Below are 17721 nucleotides of genomic sequence, written 5' to 3'. Positions count from 1 at the left end.
CACAAGATTTTAAACAAAATTAAAAATTTTTATGGTATAATTTTCTTGGACATCGGGGAGGTGTCCGAATTGGCTAAGGGGCCGGTCTTGAAAACCGGTAAGGCCTTCGCGGCCATGTGGGTTCGAGTCCCACCCTCCCCGCCAATTTTTTATTATATATTTTAAAAATGTTTCTCTAACGTTGGAGGAACGAATGTTAAAAATTGGAGTAATTTCTGATACACATCTTCCTTCTCGTTTTCCGTATCTTCCTAAAATTATTTTAGAAAAATTAGTAGGAGTTGATCTTATATTGCATGCTGGTGATTGGGAAGAGCTTTTCTTTCTTCCTGAACTTAAAAAAATAGCTGATGTTATTGGTGTACATGGAAATATGGATTCATGGGAAGTGAAAAAAGTTTTACCTTCTAAAAGGATTATTACTCTTGAAAGAGTAAAGGTTGGAATCACTCATGGTAGCGGTGCTCCATGGGGAATTAAAGACAGGGTCAAGAAGGTTTTTGAAGAAGATTTAGAGAATATTAATGTTATTGTCTTTGGGCATACTCATCATGCTCTTATGGAATGGGATGATAAAATTTTCTTTTTCAATCCAGGATCTCCAACAGATAGATTTTTTACTGATAAAAATACTATAGGTTATCTTTATATAGATGGAGATAAGGTCTGGGGAGAAATAATTACTATAGACCTGAATCTTGGAGGTATAGAGTGAAGAAGATTTTTGATCTTGTATCAGAATTGGGACTTTCCGAAAAAGATATCTTGCCTTATGGATGGTATATAGGAAAAGTTAATTGGAGGGTTTTAAGTAGACTTAAAGATAAAGAAAAGGGGAAATTGATTCTTGTAAGTGCTATGAATCCTACCCCTTTAGGTGAGGGAAAAACCACAACAACTATAGGACTTGGTGATGCTTTAAATTTTTTATCTTATAAAACCATTATATGTATAAGAGAGCCTTCTATGGGTCCTATTTTTGGAGTTAAGGGGGGAGCTGTTGGGGGTGGTAAGGCCAAGGTTATTCCAGAGGAAAATATAAATTTACATTTCACAGGTGATATTCATGCAGTAACTTCTGCTAATAATTTGTTGTCTGCTATGTTAGATAATCACATATATCAAGGAAATGGACTTGGAATAGACATTAATCAAATTTTCTGGAAAAGATGTTTAGATATGAATGATCGCCAACTAAGATTTATAGTAAGTGGACTTGGAGGAAAAGGCAATGGCATACCAAGGGAAGATGGATTTGATATAACTGCTGCTTCTGAGGTTATGGCTATTCTTTCTCTTTCAAGAGATATTCAGGAACTAAAGGAGAGACTTAGCAATATTGTTGTTGGTATAAACAAAAAAGGAGATCCTGTTTTTAGTAGGGATTTAGAAGCTCATAAATCTATGGCAGTACTTTTAAAAGATGCCTTATCTCCCAATTTGGTACAAACCTTAGAAGGATCTCCTGCCTTTGTACATGGGGGTCCTTTTGCTAATATTGCTCATGGTTGTAATTCTCTTATATCTACGGAGATGGCCTTGAGGCTTGCTGATTTTGTGGTTACTGAGGCTGGTTTTGGGGCGGATCTGGGAGCTGAAAAGTTTTTTAATATAAAATGTAGAATAGGTGATATAAAACCCAATGTGGTAGTTTTAGTTGCAACAATAAGAGCTTTGAAGTATCATGGTGGATTAAAAAAAGATTGGGATAAGGAAAATATAGATGCTTTAGAAAAAGGACTTCCTAATCTTCTCCACCATGTTTATATTGTCAAGGAAGTATTTGGTTTGCCAGTTGTTGTAGCGATAAACAGGTTTCCTACAGATACAGAAAAAGAGATAAATTTTGTAATGAAGATGTTAAAGGAAAAAGGTATAAGGGTTGCTGTTTCTGAAGTATATGAAAAGGGTGGAAAAGGTGGATTAGAATTAGCAAAAGAAGTTCTTTTTGCTATTGAAAATGATCCAAATAACTTTGCTTTTCTTTATGATCTTGATGAACCTTATGAGGATAAAATCCGTAAGATTGCAGTAAATGTCTATGGAGCAAAAGATGTTGTGTTTTTAGACGAGGCAAAAGAAGATCTTAAAAAAATAGAAAAATGGGGATTTAAAAGATTACCTGTTTGTATGGCAAAAACCCAATTTTCTCTCTCAGATAATCCTAAGCTTATTGGAAAGCCAGAGAATTTTGTAATAAATGTGCAAAGAATAAAGATTTCTGGAGGGGCAGGATTTATAGTTGTATATACTGGAAATATAATGACAATGCCAGGATTACCTAAGATACCATCAGCTTGTAAAATGGATATTGATGATAATGGGGATATTAAGGGAGTGATTTAGGAGGGTAAAATGGCGAAGATTTTATATGGAAAGAGTGTGGCAGAAAATTTGGAAGGAAAAATTATAGAAAAGGTAAGAAAATATATAGAAAAGGGAATTACTCCAACTCTTTGTGTAGTTAGAGTGGGTAATAATCCTGAAGCAGAGGCTTATGCAAATAGTATAGAAAAGATCTTTAAAAAATTTGGAATAAAAATAAATAATATAAATCTTGATGAAAATATCTCTATAGATAATTTTATTAACGAAATAAATTTGCTTGGTATAAATAAAGATATTCATGGGATTTTGCTTCTCAGACCTCTTTCTCAAAATTTAGAAAAATTGAAGGCTTTCCAGTATATTCCGCCTTCAAAAGATGTGGAAGGAATAACTTATGAGAACTTAGGTAAATTGATGGCTGGTGAAGATACATTTTTTCCTTGTACACCACAGGCGGTTATCGAACTTCTTGACTTTTATAATATTCCTATAGAGGGTAAAAATGTAGTAGTTGTAGGTAGAAGTATTTCTGTGGGAAGACCTTTATCCCTTCTTCTTTTGCAAAGAAATGCAACTGTAACAATATGTCACTCAAAAACAATAGATCTAAAGTTTTATACTAAGATGGCAGATATCTTGATGGTAGCTGTAGGTAAACCTGGTATAATTACAGATGATATGGTAAAAGAGAATGGGATTGTAATTGATATAGGAACTAATGTGTTAGATGGAAAATTAGTAGGTGATGTTGATTTTGAGAGCGTAAAGAATAAGGTTGAAGCTATAACTCCTGTTCCAGGTGGAGTAGGGGTAATAACCACGAGAATATTGGCGTTAAATTTATTAAAGGCTATAGAAAAGAATGAAGATCGAAATTAAAAAGATAGAAGAAATAAAAAATTTAATATCAGGAGAAAAAATATTTATTTTCTCTTGTGATAATTGTGGTTTTGAAAGTATTGAGAAAAAGAATAAAGAGATATTTTCTTATTTGTCTGAGTTAGAAATAGATATAGTGAGAGTTTATGATCTTACTAAGGATAAGTGTAATGTGGGTAGTTTAAAGAGGATAATAGATGAGATTGGGATTGATATAAGTAGAGCTGATAATATTTTGACATTTACTTGTGGGGGATTACCTCAAATATTACCAAATTATATTAAGAAACCTGTTATCCCAGCTACTAATACCCTGAAGATCGAACCTGGTAGATCATTGGGTAGTTTTGCAAGATTATGTTCTGCTTGTGGAGAATGTTGGATTTATTATACAGGGAATCTTTGTATGGAAAAGTTATGTCCTAAAAAGATGAGAAATGGACCTTGTGGTGGAGCAGAAGATGGGATATGTGAGGTTTACGAGAGATTATGTCCTTGGGTAATTTTGTTTAGAACAAATAGAATATCTGAAGAAGATTTCCTCAAGATTGTTCCACCAAAAGATTTTAGTAAAATACTTTTACAAGAATGAATTTTGAGGAAAAATTAAAATCGGGAAAATTCATAATTACAGCAGAAGTCAGTCCTCCGAGAGGAGTGGATGTTTCTTCTTTTGTTAGCAAGACTTTAATGTTAAAAGATAGAGTAGATGCAGTAAATGTTACTGATTTCCAAAATGTAGGTGTTAGAATCACCTCTTTAGTAGGAAGCTATTTGTTGTTAAAAGAGGGAATAGAGCCTATCTTTCAAATTACAGCCAGGGATAGGAATAGGGTTGCCATTTCGGGTGAGCTATTAAGTGCGTATACCCTTGGTATAAAAAATGTTTTAGTTTTAACGGGGGATTATACAACCACTGGTATATCTAAAAGTGCTAAACCTGTGTTTGATTTAGACGCAGTAAATATATTAAAGATAGCAAAGATGTTAGAATCAGGGGAAGATTTTGCAGGAAAAAAATTAAATAAAAGTCCTAATTTTTTCTTGGGAGCAGTCTTTAATCCTAATCTTACTCCTTTAGATATTGAGATTTTAAAGATGAAAAAGAAAATTTTAGCAGGAGCTGAGTTTTTTCAAACCCAATTGGTATTTGATCTATCAATAATGGAAAGGGTAAGAGAAAAGGTAGGTAGTGGGGTAAAGATAATCGTTGGAGTTACTATTTTTAAATCCTTGGAGATGATTGACTATATGATAAATAATGTGCCAGGCATAAAAATACCAAGGTATATTTTAGAAAAATTTGAGAGAAAAGATAACATAAAAAATATTGGTATTGAACTTTGTGTAGATTTATGTAGTAAAATTAAAGAAAGTAAGTTGGTTAATGGTGTTCATTTTCTTGCATCTAAGCCATCAGATATTATAGAAGTTATGAATATATTAAGATGGTAAAGGAGGATATGTCTATGTGGGCACCAGAAGATTTTTTTGAAATTGATGGAATAGAGGAAGATCTCTTTAAAAATGTTGAATATGTTTGGGAAGCCTTAAAAAATCTAAAAACTTTTCTTGAAAAGTATATAAAGCCAGATATAGAGGGTATTATTCAGGGAGGAGTTTTCATAGAGGGTCCAGTATATATAGGTGAAGGTACAGTCGTAGAACCATTTGTATATATAAAGGGTCCTGCCTATATAGGAAAAAATTGTGAGATAAGACAAGGTGCATATATACGAGGAAATGTTTATATAGGGGATAATTGTGTAGTGGGGCATTGTACAGAGGTTAAAAATAGCATATTACTAAATGGTGCAAAAGCCCCTCATTTCAATTATGTTGGTGATAGTATTTTAGGTCATAAGGTTAATTTAGGGGCTGGGACAAAAATATCTAATTTAAAGATGGGACCTTCCTCTACAGTAAGAATAAGTGTAAATGGTGAAGTTTATGATACCGGATTAAGGAAATTGGGAGCAATTGTAGGAGATGAGAGTGAGACAGGTTGTAATTCTGTTTTAAATCCTGGCACCATATTAGGTAAAAAAGTACTAGTTTATCCTAATGCTTCTGTAAGAGGGTATTTCCCTTCTAATTCAATAGTAAAATTTAAACCTGATTTAGATATAGTTAGCTTAAAATAGGATTTACCAAGCTTTTTTGAGAATTTCTAAGATTACTTCATAGTTTAGGGCTCGAGGATTCGTTTTGTAAGAGCCTGTCTTTGGAGCTTCTTTAGCAATAATTGATAGCTGTTCCTTTGATATTCCGTAATTTCTGAGCCCTAATTTTATATCTAAAGTTTTTAAAAATTCTTCTATTTTTTTCAAAATTTTCTCCTTTGCAGATCTCAAAGAATAGACCCCTACAGCTCTGCCAAGGGTTGAGATTTTCTCTCTTGGTAAAATATCCAAATTATATTCTAGCATTGGAAGGGTAACGAGAGCACATGCAAGACCATGAGGTATATTAGCATATACTCCTATAGGATGGGCTAAGGCATGAATGCCTCCAAGTCCTGTTTGAGAGAAAGCCACTCCACTAATAGTGCTTGCATAAAGTAATTTTTCCCTTAAGTCTATTCTTTCTAAATTTTCAATTACTCTTGGCAAATATTTATAAACAATTTTAAGAGAATTAATGGAAATGGGATCAGTTAAAATGTTGCTATTTAGTGATAAAAAAGATTCTAATGAATGAATAAAGGCATCTAAGCCACTATAGATAGTATTTTCTCTTGGCATGGATAAAGTAAGTAAAGGATCCACAATAGCAATTTTTCCATATAAACTATCATGCCTTATACTTAGTTTTTCTTTAGTGTCTGGGTTAATAAGTACTGATACCTTAGTTACTTCGCTTGCTGTACCCGCTGTAGTAGGGACTAATATACATGGTATACTTTGTGTAGAGATTTTTTCACTTTTTTCACCTATATAGTCCCATATAGAACCTGGAAGATTTATCTTTAAAGCTATAGCTTTTGCAACATCTAAGACACTTCCACCTCCTATTCCTACAATTAAATCTACTTCTTTTGATTTTGCAATCTCAGCACCATTATCTACTACATAATATGGTGGTTCTGGAGGTACATCATCAAAAACGATTACTTCTACTTGATAATTATTAAAAAGATGAAGTAATTTATCTAAAATTCCTGTATTTTTTAGATGCTTTCTACCAGTTACTAAGAGTATCTTTTTGGCTCCCAAAGCATAGGACTCTTCGGGAATTCTTTCCCAGAGTCCTATACCGAATTTAATCTTTACAGGTAGATAAAAAGAAAAATTCTGCATTTATATTTTAAAATCTCCCTCTTTTTTAAGGTACTCTACTAATCCTCCTGCTTGTAATATTTTTACCATGATATCTGGAAATGTACTCTTAGATAATATGGTTATGTTTTTAGTCTTATTATAAATTTTTCCCTGAAATAAATCTACCTCTAGTTCATCTCCATTATCTATTTCATCAGTATTAGCTTCTATGAGGGGAAGACCAATATTAATTGAATTCCTGTAAAATATTCTTGCAAAACTTTTGGCAATTACTAAACTTATTCCTGCATATTTTATAACTAAAGGGGCTTGTTCTCTTGAGGAGCCACATCCGAAATTCTTTCCAGCCACTATTATATCCCCTGGGTTTATCTTTTTATAAAATTCTGGATCTAAATCTTCAAAGAGATGTTTTGACATCTCATTAAAGTCTAAGGATTTAAATTTGTATTTTCCAGATATAATATAATCAGTATTTATATCGTCTCCGAATTTATGAGCTTTACCTTTTAATATCATTTTTATTCTTTCCTCCTAATTTAAAAATTCACGAGGATCAGTAATTTCTCCCTTTATCGCTGAGGCAGCTACTGTTAAAGGAGATGCAAGGTAAATTAAGGCTTTATTGTTTCCCATTCTTCCTTTAAAATTTCTATTTGCAGTAGATATAACATTCTCTCCATCAGCTGGTACTCCTTGATGTGTTCCTACACATGGACCACAACCAGGATTTGTAACTATAGCTCCTGCATTTAAAAATATTTCAATAAGTCCTTCTTTTAAGGCTTGCGTATATATTCGCTTAGATGCTGGAGTGATTATAAGTTTAACATTTTTATCTACCTTTTTCCCCTTTAATATCTGAGCTGCATATCTTAAATCTTCCAATCTACCATTAGTACATGTTCCTATAAAAGCTTCATGAATTTTTATTTTCTCTATTTGAGATATGGGATATACATTGTCCACAGTATGGGGTAAGGCTACTTGTGGCTCTAAATTAGAAATATCAAAATTATAAACAGCCTCATATTCTGCGTCTTTGTCTGCTTCAATACCACTATTTATATCCATTCCTATGTTTTTAAAAAATTCCCTTGTTTTTTCATCAAATGGCATAATACCAGCTTTTGCACCCATTTCTACGACCATATTAGTTATTGTAGCTCTTCCATCTATAGAAAGGTCTCTAATAGTTTCTCCATCAAATTCAATTGCTTTGTATGTTAATCCATCAGCTTTAAAGTATCCTACTAAGTATAATATGATATCCTTTGAAACAACCCACTTAGGAAGTTTGCCATTGAGATTGATTTTAACAGTATTTGGAACTTTAAACCACAATTTACCCGTATACATTGCTGCTGCAAGCTCACTGGATCCTACCCCAGTGGAAAAGCAGTTTAATGCCCCATAAGTGCATGTATGGGAGTCCGCCCCAATTACCAGACTTCCTGGAATAGCTAAACCTCTTTCCATAAAAACTTGGTGACATACCCCTTCTCCAAATTCCGTAATCTGAGTTCCATATTTTTCTGCAAATTCTCTCATTAACTTGTGAAGGTTAGCCACTCCTTCGTTAGGGGGAGGAACAGAGTGGTCCATAACAATAAGTACTTTTTCTGCATTTACAACTCTTGTTCCTCCTAATTCCTCAAAGACTTTTATTGCTAATGGGGATGTGCCATCTTGTCCCATTAAAGCATCTAATTTAGCAATAACAATATCTCCTGCTCTAACATCTTTACCAGCATGCTTAGAAAAAATTTTTTCTACTATGGTTTTTCCCATCTTTACACTCCTTCTTTTTCTAATTTTTCTTTTAGATAGTCATTATAAAGATACATTAATTCTTTATCAAATAAAGGTCTTTTAAGTTCTACAGCAAGAGCTCTTACCTTTTTAAGTAATTCTTGGGCATCCTCTTCAGATAAAGTGATTCCATATTCTTGGAATTTTCTTATAAGAGCATGAGTACCTGAATGTTTACCAATTACTATCTGTCTTTCTCCTCCTACCTCTTCTGGAGAGAATACTTCATATGTTTTAGGATATTTAATTACACCATCTGCATGTATGCCAGATTCATGAGCAAATATATTTTTACCTACTATAGCTTTATTTACAGGTAATTCTCTTGCAGAAGCTTTTGCTACATACTCACATAATTCTTTCAATTTATAAGTTTTAATTCCTACATCTATGTTATAAATATACTTCAAGGCCATGACCACTTCTTCCAATGCTGCATTTCCAGCTCTTTCACCAAGTCCATTTACAGTTACGCCTACATAGGTTGCCCCAGCTCTTACTCCTGCTAAAGCATTGGCAGTAGCCATACCAAAATCATTATGGGTATGCATTTCTACAGGAATTCCTACCTTTTCTATAATGGTCTTAACAATCTCGTATATTGTGAAAGGTTCCATTATTCCAACAGTATCACAAAATCGCAATCTGTCTGCGCCTGCTTCTTTGGCTGCTTTTGCAAACTGGAGTAGGAATTCTAAGTCTGTTCTTGAGGCATCTTCTGCGTTTACCGATATATATACTCCATGTTTCTTGGCAAATTCTGTAGCTTTAACCATATTTTCCAAAACCCATTCTCTTGTCTTTTTAAGTTTATATTTTATATGGATATCGGAAGTAGAAATAGAAATAGCTACTGCATCCACACCACATCTCAATGATGCCTCAATATCACTTATAACAGCTCTATTCCATCCCATAATACTGGCTTTGAGGCCAGCCTTTACTATAGCCTTTATTGCTTCCTCCTCATCTCCTCCCATGACAGGGATACCAGCCTCGATCTGATGTACTCCTATTTCGTCAAGCATTCTTGCTATTTGGAGTTTTTCAGCTTTTGAGAATACTACTCCAGCTGTTTGTTCTCCATCTCTCAATGTTGTATCTACTATCTTTATTTCTGTATCCTTCATATTTTATACGCCTCCTTGTTTAAATATTTATCTTTCACTAAAAACTAAAAAAGGTGCTTTGGCCCCTTTCGTCCAAAGCACCTTTGCGATTTTTATCAGCTTTTCCATTTAATTTTAGCACAAAATTGTAATTAAAAAAAGTTGCTTAAATAATCTTTAATGTATAGAATAATTAGAGGTTTGTTAAACTTTTTGGGGAGGAATGATATGTTTAGAAAATTTTCACTTTCTGAAGGGAATTTGGAAGATTATAAAAAAGGTAATTTTATGGTTAGGTTTTTAAACTTTTCTCCAACTTTTATAAGTGATACAGAGGTTCATAAAAGAGTCAATGATATGTATATCGTATTTAAAGGGAGAGGGAAAGTATTATTAAGTGATAAATATAGTGGGGGTACAGAGATTGAGGAAGGAGAAATAAGAAAATGTGAAATTATAGAACCAGAGGAGATAAATATAAAAGATGGTGATGTCTTAATAATTCCTGCTGGGATTTGTCATCAGCTTAGAGTAGAAAATGAGAGTTTAACTTTAGTTATAGTTAAAATTCCTGAAAATTAGAGGAGGAACTCAAAGATGAGTATTAAGAAAGCTGTTTTTCCTGCTGCTGGTCTTGGTACCAGATTTTTACCTGCTACAAAGGCTCAGCCTAAAGAGATGCTTCCAGTAGTTGATAAACCTATAATACAATATGCTGTAGAAGAGGCTGTAAATTCAGGAATTGAAGAAATCATAATAGTAACTGGTAGGAATAAAAGGGCTATTGAGGATCATTTTGATATATCTTTTGAGTTGGAATATTTTCTTCAAAAGAAAGGTGATTTAGATCTTTTAAGACAAGTTAGGGAAATATCAGAGCTTGGTACAGTTTATTATATAAGACAGAAGGAACCTTTGGGTCTTGGTCATGCTGTGCTTGTAACAAAGGCATTAGTGAAAGATGAACCTTTTGCTGTTATTTTGAGTGATGATTTAATAGTCAGTAATATTCCATGTATAAAGCAAATGATAGAGATTTACGAGAGATATAAGTGTTCTATTGTTGCAGTGGAAAGGGTGCCAAGGAATGAGGTTAAAAACTATGGTATTATTTCTGGAAGAGAGATTGAAGAAGGGATTTATCAAGTAACAGATCTGGTAGAGAAACCCTCCGTGGAAGAAGCTCCTTCTAATTTAGCTATTGTTGGGAGATACATATTAACTCCTGAAATCTTTAATATGCTTGAGAAGGTAAGGCCAGGAAGGGGGGGAGAGATACAACTTACTGATGGACTTAAATTATTATTAGAGAAGGAAGCTATATATGCTTATGAATTTAAGGGAAAGAGATATGATACTGGAAGTAAACTTGGTTTTTTAAAGGCTTCAGTAGAACTTGCTCTTCAGAGAGAAGATTTAGGAGAACAATTTAAGAATTATCTTCGTAATCTAAAGATTGAGTAATGTTTTCCTGTACTTTTGTTATTTTACCATTTTCTACATAGTAGATTTCATCAAAAATAGATTCATCGATAGGAACATGTGTTATAAGAAAGATTTGATCAAAATGCTCTGCTACTTCTCCTTCAGTGAGAAGGTATAATAAGCCTTTTGCTCTGTCCTCATCAAAAGATCCAAGAGGTTCATCTAAGAATATAAATTTGGGCTGTATACCCTTATCTTGAGGTAACGTGGCCATAGCAAAAGCAAGTCTTAAAGCTAAGGAAAGTTGATCTTGTGTTCCTCCGCTAAAAATGTTTTTTTCTAAGGGTTCCTTTTTGAAACTTGTGTAAACTTTTAATTTGTAATCGTCCCCAATCTCTACATAATGATATCTATCTGAGGTTAAAATGGGTAATATTTTTTGCATGAAGGATTCTGTTCTTGGTCTAATTGCTTTTAATATAGTTTCTCTTGTGGTATCTGCAATCTTCATTGCATAGTTCATTTTAATAATTTCTTTTTCTAATTTAATATATTCTTGATTTATCCTTTCTGGGTCTAAATCTTCTCTTTTACTTCCTGTTTTTAGCTCATATTCTTTTAGTATTCCTTCTTTTTCACCTTTTTGTTGAAGGAGTTCTTTTTCTTTTATTATTAATTTCTCTTTTAAATTTTCATCAAATACTTCATTTATGTAGTTTCTCCAATCCTCTACAAATCTTTTGGAAAATTCAGTTATTAGATCCTGATAATTTTTCTCTATAGAGTTTTTTTCGCCCTTTTTCTTGTTTAGTTCTTGAGCAATTTTTTCATATTCTTCTTTTACTCTATCATTTTCCAGCTGTCTTATTAATTCTTCTATTTCTGACATATACTTATCATCACTTCTTCTTAATTCGTTTATCTTTGCTTCTAAATTTGCCTGTTCTTTTGATATTTCGTTTTCAATATTTTTGTGGTCTCTTTTTTTCCTTTCTAATTCCTCTTTTAATCTCCTTATATTTTCAAGCTCGTTTTCTATAGAGCCTTTTTGAGAAATGAGATAAGATAGTTCCTTTTCAGGCATAGTATCCTTTTCTCTTAAGGAGATTAATTCTTCTTCCTTCTTTTTAAGGGTGTCTGATAACTTTTTTAACTTCTCTTCTATTTTGTCCAAGTTACTTTCTTTTAATTTTTCTTGGAATTCTAAGGATAATTTATGGATTTCATTTTTGTAAGAATCAATATTTTTAAGTTCACTTTCTATGTGAGCTTTCTTTTGTACTATTTCTGTAATTAAATTATTGGTTTGATTAAGTTTCATTTTAAGTTTTTCTTCTAATCTTTCTATTTGTTCCTTTTTATATGTTTTTTTCTCTTTAATTTTATTTAATATTAAGGCTAACTCTTCTTGATTCTTTTCTTTGAGTTCGAGAGGAATGTCTTTCTCAATATATTCTTGAAGATTTTTTTCTTTGGTAAACTCTTTATTGATCTTTGCATAATTCTGATAAAAGTAGATGGATAAAATGGTTAATATTCCTGTAGTGATAAAAAATATTTTTGATAAAAGGATAGCTAATGTTAAAGATAGTAGTGTAATGAATGATGAGGTAACAAAGTATTTTTTAGTTTTTTGTACTTTATAAATTAATTCATAAACCTTATTCTTTTGTTGATGATATTCTAAAGCCCTTTTATATGTATCTTCTATTTGAGGTATTTCTTGTATTTTTCCTAATATATCTCTTAGTTTCTTAATTCTTAATTCTAACAGATTTTTCTTAAGAAGTGAGTTTCTCTCTTCTTTTTGGAGCTTATCTTTCTCCTCCTGTAATTCTTTTTCTTTTGATGTTTTGTTTTCTAATTCCTTATATTTTGTGAATTTTTCTTGAAGGTTTGATATTAAATTATTTCCATCACTTAATACTTTTTCTAATTTTTCAATTTCTTGCTTTATCTTAATAACATTATTAAGCCCTTCAAGTTGAGTTGAAAGTTCCTTTTCTTTAGTTATTCTTTCTTCTAAATTAGTTATTTCTTTTTGAAGCTTTTCTCTCTGATTTTCTAATATTTGAAGTTTTTCTTTAATGCTTGTTATTTCTTCTATTTTTCTTTTTTCTTCTCTTAAGAATTCTAAGGTTTCTACTTTATTTTTTAGGTTTTCAAGATTTTGTTCCAAGTCTCTAATTTCTTCTTTAAGATTATTTAAAGTTAATTCCAAATTGTATATATTTTTAGATTTTTCGATTTTTTCAATCCTTCCTATTTCTATATGGATTTTATCTAATTCCTCTTCAATTTCTGGTAAAACTCTTTTAGCCTCAGCTGCTTTCTTCAAAAGTTCATATTGGGGTTTTTGTTTCTCAAGTTCATTTTTGATCTGTTTTGCCTTCTCAGAAATATTCAAAAGATAATCCAAGTTAAATAATTTGGATATTATTTCTCTTCTGTCTCCAGCCTTTAAAGTTTCTAAGGCATCTAATTTTTTTTGTGCTACAAGACATGTGTTTAATAATATATCTCCATCAAGACCTATTTCTTTAACTATTCTACTGTTTACAATTCTTGGTCCTTTTACTATTTCTTGTTTTGTAGTTTGCTCATTTATATTTTTTATAACCAAAGAGGCGTCTTGGTTTTTATTAAGAGGAAGGACTCTTCTTATGGTTATTAATTTATCATTAGTTTTTACAGTAAGCTCTACTGTTGTTTCGTTAGTTCCAAATCTTATAAGATCACTATTATTGTGCTCGAGTCCTTCCCCAAAAAGTGCAAAATAAATTGCCTCAAATATACTACTTTTTCCTGCCTCATTCCTCCCTTTTATAAGTATTCTTCCCTGATCTGGAAAATTTAGAGATGCTATTTCATATTGTTTAAAATTTCTAAGTTTTAAGCTCACAAGTTTTATCATAAGAACTCTCCTCTAATTTTTAACTCTTCTCTTATCCATTTAACTGCTTCTATTATAGCTTCTTGATCTTCTTTGTTTTCTTCCAAGTATTTTTCTGTTATTTTAGACAGATTCTTTTCAAAACTGAAATCTTCTGATGGTATTATTGATATCTCTTTCCCTTTTATTCTCAAATTTTGCGTATCTAAGTCAAATAAGAAATTAGCTTTAAGTCCTTCGTCTAGTATCTTGCTAAAATTTATGGAACTATATATAGATATAGGAATTTCTCCTACAATTTTGCATTTTAACATAAGATCTTTTTGAGATTCTCTTAATATTTTTTCAATAATAGCATTGGTATAATCTTTTTCTGTAATTTCTGAAAGTTTTATTTCCATGATTTTCATAGGTTGTGGTTCTATTTTTTCGTGAATTATGTCAATCTTTTTTCCTTCTATTTTTAATAGGTAAAAACCTGGAGTAAGATCTATTTCTCCAAAATCAAATCTTTCAGTACTTCCTGGTATTATTAGTATTTTATCTCCAAATTTATAAATATTCTTCTCATGGAGGTGTCCCAATATATAAATATTAAAGGGGAGGCTATATAAAGTATGTAGTGATACTTGAGGCTCAGAAGATTTTGGATGAGCATATTTTTCAAAGGAGTAATGGAGAATTAGGATTTTCCATATATTATTATCTTGAGGTATAGAATCTGATAATTTTATATTTTCTAAGGGATCAATTCTTCCCTTTTTTCTTGGATCATGGGATAAACCAGATATAATTAATTTCTGATCCTTCTCAAATATATCTACGTTAATATTAGATTGAGATAAAAAAGATTTTATTAAACCTACTTCTTCATAAATTTTCATGGGAAAGGCATCACTATCTATCATATTTGGAGCATCGTGGTTTCCACCAATAGTATAAATTTGAATATAGTTTCTTTTTAATCTTGAAAACTCTCGAGCAACAAAGGCCAAATCTTGATTCCTGGGATTTGTAGAATCAAATAAATCTCCAGCTTGTATAAATATATCTACCTTTTCTTCAATGGCATAATCTACTGTTTTTTTAAATGCTTCTCTTATCTTTCTTCTTCTTTCGTTTAGTCTTTCTGGTACTAACTTTTTGTAGTATTTACCTAAATGGTTATCAGCAGTTATAAGAATTTTTATCATGTTTAGATTTCACTCCCAATATCAGGGAGATCGGTTATAATATCTTCGAATATATCTCTATTTTGAGCATCTTTTAGAGCTTTTTCAAATTCTTCATCTATGTCTATATCAAAACCTCCTTCTGCAGTTTCTCTTTCCCCAATCTTTACCATTACAGGAATACGGGTTAATCTTCCTAAGATAATAGCTTCTCCAATGTTTAATCCAGGAAGATCATTAAATAAGTTTTCTGAAAGAGCTTCTGATGCTTCTTTTACTGCGTTTTGATCTGTAGGATTGGTTAATCTCATTATTATCTGGCTTCCACATTGGGATAAAGTATTACTGCTTATTTTATAGGGCCTTTGTGTGACCACAATAAGAAATACTTTAAATTTTCGTCCTTCCGCTGCAATTGAATTTATTATCTTAGCACTTCTTAATTTCTCTGCTTTCTCTTTTGGCACTAAATTATGGGCTTCTTCTAATACAATAAATAAGGGATATGTAAGTCCTTCTGATTTTGCTTTAGTCCATATATCATTTAACAATTTACTTACTACTAAATCTTGTAGGTTCTTCTCTATACCTGCCAAATCTATGACAGATATCTGAGCAGGTTTTAGAATTTCCTCAATCTTTATATCTTTAAATCCCCATATTGGATAATCTTTTATCCATTTTACATATTTTAATGCTTTTCTTGCTCCAATCATTGTTTCTTCAGAGTATTTTTTATTCTTTTTCTCTATTTTTTTTACATATTTTTTTTCATAGTCGTCAAAATCTAATATTTCTTCTTTTTCCTCTTCCTCGTCTATACCTGCCATAGATTGTAATTTTTCATAAAGTTCCTTTGGGGTAAAATCAACACCTTCTTTTCTAAGTTCCTCTATAGCTGTTTCAACTGCATCTCTTATGTTACTATATTCTGAGATTCCTAATATTTCTGCTATTTGTTCGTTTTCTAACTCACTAAATCTGATTGAATAGGGTATTACACCCCCAATGATATCATCCGTAAATCTCCCTTTTACTTGAGGTATTCTATAAATGTTAACTTGTTGGGCAATAGATGAAAATTCTTTTAAATTATTTCTTTTCCTTCTTAGTAAGACATAGTCACTATTAGGATCAAATACTAAAATAGTAGCACCAAGTTTTACAAGTTTCTCTAAAAGTAATCCTGTAAGATAAGATTTACCTGCTCCTGTTTGAGCAATTATGGCCAGATGTCTCCTAAGTCCATTGGGATCAAGAGTTACTTTGACATTAGGCCTATAAAGTAAGGTTCCAATTTCTATAGCGGTGGCCTTTTTATGAGTGAAGAATCTTCTAAGAAGATCATCAGGAGCTAAAAAAACCGGAGAACCTGGTAAGGAAACTGATCTTGGAAGCTGAATATTATCATCAATATCTAAATAGCCTAAAACTCTGGCTGTAGCAATGAGCTTTAGTGGTATTTTGTAATTTAATTCTAAAAGTCTTGTGGTTGCATCATATTCCTGATCTTCTGTTAATATATCTGAAAAAGCCTTTAGACTTTCTACTTGAGCTAATACGTCTACCTCTTCATCCGATGCAGCAGTTCCTTTAATTATGACATATTCCAATCTTTTAGGGGCTAATTCTTCATTAGTAATAAATTGAAAACTATCGCAAAAACTTTCACCCACCAAGTATCCTACACATTTTAAGTCCATGATTATTTAGAAAAACCTCCTTTGAGATGTATCTAATTCTAAGATGTCAGGAAATTCTTTTTTAAGAATCATTATATACCTTTCTAAATCGGGGGTTTTTTTAATTCTGACAATGTTATCTACTAAATACAAAGGAGTTTGATATATTTGAGAGTTTATACAATTTTCTCTAAGTATAGCAAGGATATTATCTATATTTACATCTTTTTCCCAATGAAAGTTTACTTCTAAAAGTGTGGTTGAATCCTCTATTAAGTAGTTTGGTATATCAATTCTTAAAATTTGGTCTCTTGGAATGAGTCTTACATAGAAAGTAATAAAAGCTGGTATATCTTTTAGCAAGGTTTGAAGATTAGGATCTTTCTCTATGAGCTCTATTTGATTATGACCAAGTCCCATTTCTGCTCCTATTAGTAGGGGAGTACTATATCCTGGCTCCCAGGAAAGGATATTTAAAAATTCTGCGTCAATAGGGGTGTAGGGAAGTTCTTCTTTTAATTCAGGATGGTCTATTGATAAAATTTGAAAGAAAAAGGTGTTTCTACTTGATTTTGATATAGATATTAATTCTATATTTTTATTTTTGGATTTTAGAATGAGTTCTATGGTGGTATTTAAAACATTAAGAGCCAAGTCTTTGTAAGGCTCTTCCTCTATAAGATTTATATATCTTAATAGATATGAAAGTCGTGAGATGATAGAGCCATCAATAAATAAGATGAAGGGGGGTTTAATTTCTTCTATAATTTTAAGGGCAAGTTCAGTTTCTATTTTTTGCATTATTAAATCCCGTATCCATGCCAATTGATTTTCAGAAATTGATGCGGGTATTGGATCTAATGAGATGGTAGCTTTCTCATAACCTTCAGTACCTATAGCTAAACCTTGAGTTAAAAGAAGATACGGACCAAGAGAAAAGGATAGGGTTCTTTGTGAGGCATCAATAGCAAAGATTTTATGACCATTACTTTGTAAATTTTCTGGTATTTTATGCCATAGAGTTTCTACAAAGTTTACAAAAAAAGACCTATCTTTTATATCTTTTTTGAAAAAAAGATTATTTATTTTTTCTTTTTTTCTGTTTAACTCTTCTATAAAAAGAGAAATAAATTCAGGCAT

General features: G+C 31.7%; 16 protein-coding genes and 1 tRNA gene. 9 read left to right on the top strand and 8 right to left on the bottom strand.

What is annotated here, in order from left to right:
- The first annotated feature begins 54 nt into the window (after positions 1 to 54).
- The 7 genes from ACY3JM_RS08610 (at position 55) to ACY3JM_RS08580 (ending at position 5351) form a co-directional block, all read left to right on the top strand.
- Positions 55 to 144 (top strand) — tRNA-Ser (locus ACY3JM_RS08610).
- A gap of 49 nt (positions 145 to 193) precedes the next feature.
- Positions 194 to 715, top strand: coding sequence for a metallophosphoesterase family protein (locus tag ACY3JM_RS08605; RefSeq protein ID WP_463083414.1), 522 nt, complete (start codon positions 194 to 196; stop codon positions 713 to 715).
- The gene (locus ACY3JM_RS08600; RefSeq protein ID WP_463083415.1) at positions 712 to 2346 is read left to right on the top strand and encodes a formate--tetrahydrofolate ligase; all 1635 of its coding nucleotides are present in this window, start codon (positions 712 to 714) and stop codon (positions 2344 to 2346) included. The genes ACY3JM_RS08605 and ACY3JM_RS08600 overlap by 4 nt, the downstream gene beginning before the upstream one ends.
- 9 nt (positions 2347 to 2355) lie before the next feature.
- Complete coding sequence (locus ACY3JM_RS08595) at positions 2356 to 3207, top strand: bifunctional 5,10-methylenetetrahydrofolate dehydrogenase/5,10-methenyltetrahydrofolate cyclohydrolase (protein ID WP_463111284.1); 852 nt, start codon at positions 2356 to 2358, stop codon at positions 3205 to 3207.
- Positions 3191 to 3799, top strand: a complete 609-nt coding sequence (locus ACY3JM_RS08590) for a methylenetetrahydrofolate reductase C-terminal domain-containing protein (RefSeq protein ID WP_463091608.1) — start codon at positions 3191 to 3193, stop codon at positions 3797 to 3799. Before ACY3JM_RS08595 ends, ACY3JM_RS08590 begins: the two co-directional genes overlap by 17 nt.
- Positions 3796 to 4662, top strand: a complete 867-nt coding sequence (locus tag ACY3JM_RS08585; RefSeq protein WP_463083418.1) for a methylenetetrahydrofolate reductase — start codon at positions 3796 to 3798, stop codon at positions 4660 to 4662. Before ACY3JM_RS08590 ends, ACY3JM_RS08585 begins: the two co-directional genes overlap by 4 nt.
- A 14-nt stretch (positions 4663 to 4676) precedes the next feature.
- On the top strand, positions 4677 to 5351 hold the full coding sequence (locus ACY3JM_RS08580) for an acyltransferase (RefSeq protein ID WP_463111283.1): 675 nt from the start codon (positions 4677 to 4679) through the stop codon (positions 5349 to 5351).
- A 3-nt stretch (positions 5352 to 5354) separates the two neighbouring features.
- Here the strand turns inward: ACY3JM_RS08580 and ACY3JM_RS08575 are convergent, their stop codons facing one another.
- From ACY3JM_RS08575 to nifV, 4 genes are read right to left on the bottom strand one after another with little or no spacing between them, the layout of a single operon-like run.
- On the bottom strand, positions 5355 to 6506 hold the full coding sequence (locus ACY3JM_RS08575) for an iron-containing alcohol dehydrogenase family protein (protein ID WP_463111282.1): 1152 nt from the start codon (positions 6504 to 6506) through the stop codon (positions 5355 to 5357).
- Entirely contained in the window at positions 6507 to 7007 is a 501-nt protein-coding gene (locus ACY3JM_RS08570; protein WP_463083421.1) for a 3-isopropylmalate dehydratase small subunit, read from the bottom strand.
- 15 nt (positions 7008 to 7022) lie between these two features.
- Positions 7023 to 8279 (bottom strand): 3-isopropylmalate dehydratase large subunit, encoded by a 1257-nt coding sequence (locus ACY3JM_RS08565; protein ID WP_463083422.1) that lies wholly within the window; start codon positions 8277 to 8279, stop codon positions 7023 to 7025.
- Between the two features lie 2 nt (positions 8280 to 8281).
- Complete coding sequence (nifV, locus tag ACY3JM_RS08560) at positions 8282 to 9430, bottom strand: homocitrate synthase (RefSeq protein ID WP_463083423.1); 1149 nt, start codon at positions 9428 to 9430, stop codon at positions 8282 to 8284.
- Positions 9431 to 9637: 207 nt separating this feature from the next.
- Here nifV and ACY3JM_RS08555 point away from each other — a divergent pair, with 207 nt between their 5' ends.
- Both ACY3JM_RS08555 and galU read left to right on the top strand, forming a co-directional pair.
- Positions 9638 to 9991 carry a hypothetical protein gene (locus ACY3JM_RS08555; RefSeq protein WP_463111281.1) on the top strand — a complete coding sequence of 118 codons (354 nt, stop codon included), beginning with the start codon at positions 9638 to 9640 and terminating at the stop codon, positions 9989 to 9991.
- Between the two features lie 15 nt (positions 9992 to 10006).
- Complete coding sequence (gene galU / locus ACY3JM_RS08550; protein WP_463083425.1) at positions 10007 to 10873, top strand: UTP--glucose-1-phosphate uridylyltransferase GalU; 867 nt, start codon at positions 10007 to 10009, stop codon at positions 10871 to 10873.
- On the opposite strand, the gene ACY3JM_RS08545 is transcribed toward galU, so the two are convergent.
- From ACY3JM_RS08545 to ACY3JM_RS08530, 4 genes are read right to left on the bottom strand one after another with little or no spacing between them, the layout of a single operon-like run.
- Complete coding sequence (locus ACY3JM_RS08545) at positions 10839 to 13748, bottom strand: AAA family ATPase (RefSeq protein WP_463111280.1); 2910 nt, start codon at positions 13746 to 13748, stop codon at positions 10839 to 10841. The two genes, galU and ACY3JM_RS08545, sit on opposite strands and share 35 nt — an antisense overlap.
- The gene (locus tag ACY3JM_RS08540; protein ID WP_463083427.1) at positions 13745 to 14920 is read right to left on the bottom strand and encodes a metallophosphoesterase family protein; all 1176 of its coding nucleotides are present in this window, start codon (positions 14918 to 14920) and stop codon (positions 13745 to 13747) included. Before ACY3JM_RS08540 ends, ACY3JM_RS08545 begins: the two co-directional genes overlap by 4 nt.
- Before the next feature lie 2 nt (positions 14921 to 14922).
- A complete protein-coding gene (locus ACY3JM_RS08535) occupies positions 14923 to 16602 on the bottom strand; it encodes a helicase HerA domain-containing protein (RefSeq protein ID WP_463083428.1) in 1680 nt (559 codons plus the stop codon).
- Between the two features lie 6 nt (positions 16603 to 16608).
- A complete protein-coding gene (locus tag ACY3JM_RS08530) occupies positions 16609 to 17721 on the bottom strand; it encodes a DNA double-strand break repair nuclease NurA (RefSeq protein ID WP_463111279.1) in 1113 nt (370 codons plus the stop codon).

It is taken from the genome of Dictyoglomus sp. SSW (genome assembly GCF_055181335.1).
Note: the sequence above shows the minus strand (reverse complement) of the source record. Positions and strands in the feature narration are given on the sequence as shown.

Coding starts and splice junctions, on each gene's coding strand:
- ACY3JM_RS08565 (WP_463083422.1), bottom strand. CDS start 8,279: ATGGGAAAAACCATAGTAGAAAAAATTTTTTCTAAGCATGCTGGTAAA.
- ACY3JM_RS08590 (WP_463091608.1), top strand. CDS start 3,191: ATGAAGATCGAAATTAAAAAGATAGAAGAAATAAAAAATTTAATATCA.
- ACY3JM_RS08580 (WP_463111283.1), top strand. CDS start 4,677: ATGTGGGCACCAGAAGATTTTTTTGAAATTGATGGAATAGAGGAAGAT.
- ACY3JM_RS08555 (WP_463111281.1), top strand. CDS start 9,638: ATGTTTAGAAAATTTTCACTTTCTGAAGGGAATTTGGAAGATTATAAA.
- ACY3JM_RS08535 (WP_463083428.1), bottom strand. CDS start 16,602: ATGGACTTAAAATGTGTAGGATACTTGGTGGGTGAAAGTTTTTGCGAT.
- ACY3JM_RS08595 (WP_463111284.1), top strand. CDS start 2,356: ATGGCGAAGATTTTATATGGAAAGAGTGTGGCAGAAAATTTGGAAGGA.
- ACY3JM_RS08545 (WP_463111280.1), bottom strand. CDS start 13,748: ATGATAAAACTTGTGAGCTTAAAACTTAGAAATTTTAAACAATATGAA.
- ACY3JM_RS08570 (WP_463083421.1), bottom strand. CDS start 7,007: ATGATATTAAAAGGTAAAGCTCATAAATTCGGAGACGATATAAATACT.
- galU (WP_463083425.1), top strand. CDS start 10,007: ATGAGTATTAAGAAAGCTGTTTTTCCTGCTGCTGGTCTTGGTACCAGA.
- ACY3JM_RS08585 (WP_463083418.1), top strand. CDS start 3,796: ATGAATTTTGAGGAAAAATTAAAATCGGGAAAATTCATAATTACAGCA.
- ACY3JM_RS08575 (WP_463111282.1), bottom strand. CDS start 6,506: ATGCAGAATTTTTCTTTTTATCTACCTGTAAAGATTAAATTCGGTATA.
- ACY3JM_RS08605 (WP_463083414.1), top strand. CDS start 194: ATGTTAAAAATTGGAGTAATTTCTGATACACATCTTCCTTCTCGTTTT.
- nifV (WP_463083423.1), bottom strand. CDS start 9,430: ATGAAGGATACAGAAATAAAGATAGTAGATACAACATTGAGAGATGGA.
- ACY3JM_RS08530 (WP_463111279.1), bottom strand. CDS start 17,721: ATGCCTGAATTTATTTCTCTTTTTATAGAAGAGTTAAACAGAAAAAAA.
- ACY3JM_RS08540 (WP_463083427.1), bottom strand. CDS start 14,920: ATGATAAAAATTCTTATAACTGCTGATAACCATTTAGGTAAATACTAC.